Source organism: Streptomyces sparsus, from assembly GCF_054776295.1.
On sequence record NZ_BAAHCA010000623.1, the window covers coordinates 1 to 2,951 of the forward strand.

The following is a 2,951-nucleotide window of genomic DNA, read 5'->3' on the forward strand; positions in this document are numbered from 1 at the left end:
CGTGGGTGGGACGCCGGGCCGTTGCCGTCAGGCACAGTCGGGCGAAGACGGAGAGCGGGCCCGGAAGGTCGGCCCCGGGGAGGGCAGGCGCTGATTACCAGCGAGTGTGGACCTGGGGGCGGATCCGCCGGTCGTACAGTTCGCGCACCGCGTCCAGCGTCGACGCGGGCAGCGGCGGAAGCGCGGCGGCCTGCGCGTTCGCGGTGGCCTGGCGGGGTGAGCGCGCACCCGGAATCACCGAGGTCACACCCGGCTGCTGCACGATCCACCGCAGGGCCGTCTGAGCGGGCGTGGCACCCTCGGGCGCGAGCCCGGCGAACTCGGCCGCCGCGTCGAGGCCCGTTTCGAAGTCGACACCCGAGAAGGTCTCCCCCTGGTCGAACATCTCACCGCCGCGGTTGTACGTCCGGTGGTCGTCGGGCGCGAACACGGTGTCCCGGGTGTAGGCACCGGACAGCAGCCCCGAGGCGAGTGGCACGCGGGCGATGACGCCCACGCCCGCCTGCGCGGCCGCGGGCAGCACCTGCTCCAGCGGCTTGAGGCGGAACGGGTTGAGGATGATCTGCACGCTGGCCGTTCCCGGCCGGGCGATCGCGGCCAGCGCTTCGGCGCAGGTCTCCACGCTCACCGCGTAGGCGGCCACCCGCTTCTCCGCCACCAGGGTGTCCAGGGCGTCGAAGACGGCGTCGGAGGAGTACACCGGGGTGGGCGGGCAGTGCAGCTGCACCAGGTCGAGCGTGTCCACTCCGAGGTTCGTCCGGGAGCGGTCGGTCCAGGCCCGGAAGTTGTCCAGGTGGTAGTTCTCCGGCGACTGCTCGACTCGGCGGCCCATCTTCGTCGCGACGAAGACCTCCGCGTCCGGACGGGCGGCCAGGTACCGGCCGATCACCTGCTCGCTGCGCCCGTTCCCGTACACGTCGGCGGTGTCGAAGAAGGTGACGCCGGCCTCGACCGCCGCGTCGAGCACCTCCAGGGCGTCCGTCTCGCGGACCCGACCCCAGTCCGCCCCCAGCTGCCACGTGCCCAGCCCCACGACGGAGACCTCACGTCCGGTCCGACCCAGTACTCGTTGCTCCATGCGCCCGATCCTACGGTCCTGACCGCCGGAGCCCACGAGCAGGCGGCAAGCACTGACGACATGCCCGTTTGCGACCGGTTTGACGGGAGTCGGCCAGGGCACTTGCCTGGCGAAGTACCTTCGCGCCGGCGGATCGCGGGCGGAGGTGCTCGTCCCGCCCCCGGGAGCCGGTGACCGGCTCCGTGCGACACGACGGCTCCCCGGCACGTGCGTCGACTGTGGAGGTGTTTCCCATGAACGCCAGGTTCGGCAGGGGTTCCTCGGACAGGTATCCGGAGGACTACCGGGACGACGACTACGAGGACGACGGCCGCGACGCGGGGCACCGCGGCGCCGACCGCCATCACGCGGGGGACGGCAGGCACGAACGGTCGCGGCACGGGCGGGGCCGGGGACGGCTGGCCGAACGCGAGAAGGAGGAGTACGGCGGCGCGAAGATCGGCGCGGCCTTCTTCGGCTGGCTGACGGCCACCGGCATGGCCGTGCTGCTCGTCGCGCTGCTCGGCGCCGTGGGCGCGGCGATCGGGCTGGCGACGGGCGCCGATGTGGAGCGGGCCGCCGACCGGGCGGCGGACCAGCCGGAGACCATCGGCATCGTCGGCGGCATCGCACTGGTCCTCGTGCTGTTCGTCGCCTACTACTGCGGCGGTTACGTCGCCGGGCGCATGGCCCGCTTCAGCGGTGCCGTGCAAGGGCTGATGGTCTGGCTGTGGGCGCTGGTCATCGCCGTCGTGGTGGCCGTTCTCGGCGCCGTGGCCGGCAACGAGTACGACATCTTCGCCCGGCTGGACGCCCTGCCGCGGCTGCCCGTGAACGAGGGGGACCTGACGCTCGGCGGCATCATCGCACTGCTCGCCGTCGCGGTGATCAGCCTTCTCGGCGCGGTCCTCGGCGGCCTGGCCGGCATGCGCTTCCACCGGAAGGTCGACCACGTGCGAGCGGACTGACCTGCCGGCGGCGTGCCGGGGATCTCCATGCGCCGGGCGTTCAGGGAGCGTGGCGCAGCGCTGCGGCGAGGGCGTCGACGTGGTCGGACACCGGCCCGAGAGTGAGCATGCCGCTTCCCGCGCCGGCCAGTTCCCCGACAGCGGGCGTGAGCGCCTGGTGGGCGCGTCGCATCGTCACCGGGTCCCCGACCGCGAGGGCGGCCTGAGCTGCCAGGCACCACATCGCCTCGAGCAGCAGGTCGCGGGGCGGGTCCGGGAGCGTGCGCAGGGCCGCCGCGGCCTCACCGTGCCGCCCTTCGGCCACGAGGAGCAGCGGGAGCACCCACGGCCGGTACGGCCCCCAGTCGGTGCCCTTCTCCGCCTGGAGAGGTCGGCCGTCCCGGATGCGCAGGCTCAGCAGCGCCAGCGGGAGCAGCCCGCCCTCCAGGCCGGGCATGCCGGCGTCGGAGAGCGCGGCGGCGGCGCTCCGGTACGCCGACTCGGCGTCCGGCGGTGTCGGTACCCCGGAACGTGCGGCCGCCTGCGCCCGGGCTGAGGTCCTGTTGCCGGTGGCCTCCCCGGTGTCCGGCGGGCTGCCGGTCGCGGCAAGGCGGAGCGCGGCGTACCACCTCGTGAACACCCTTACGAGGGGGAGTTCGTTGCGTTCGGCGAGGCGGTCGGCGGCTGCGGCGTGCCGGTCCGCGGCGGTGAAGTCGGCGAGCGCGCTGCGGGCCTGGAGCCGCACGAGATGGCCGAGCACCTCGTAGGTGACGAGGCCGTGCCGGGCCGACAGTTCGACGAGTTCGGCGCCGATCGTGTCGCGTCGGGGGGCGAGTCCCGCGCGGTGGAAGGTCTGCATGTAGAGGCCGTTGAGCGCGAAGGCGAGCAGCGCCGGGTCGTCGAGGCGGCGCGCGATGTGCTCCGCCCGGCGCGCGGCGTGGAGTGCG

General features: G+C 73.7%; 2 protein-coding genes and 1 pseudogene. 1 reads left to right on the forward strand and 2 read right to left on the reverse strand.

Annotated features, from left to right (window positions below; genetic code table 11):
* Positions 1–94: 94 nt before the first annotated feature.
* Positions 95–1,078 (reverse strand): aldo/keto reductase, encoded by a 984-nt coding sequence (locus tag ACYVE9_RS21210; RefSeq protein ID WP_461029480.1) that lies wholly within the window; start codon positions 1,076–1,078, stop codon positions 95–97.
* Positions 1,079–1,311: 233 nt separating this feature from the next.
* Between ACYVE9_RS21210 and ACYVE9_RS21215 the strand changes: the two genes are divergently transcribed.
* Positions 1,312–2,025, forward strand: coding sequence for a hypothetical protein (locus ACYVE9_RS21215; RefSeq protein ID WP_461029481.1), 714 nt, complete (start codon positions 1,312–1,314; stop codon positions 2,023–2,025).
* A 40-nt stretch (positions 2,026–2,065) separates the two neighbouring features.
* On the opposite strand, the pseudogene ACYVE9_RS21220 reads toward ACYVE9_RS21215, so the two are convergent.
* Positions 2,066–2,951, reverse strand: a pseudogene (locus ACYVE9_RS21220) (SARP family transcriptional regulator); the annotation flags it as partial.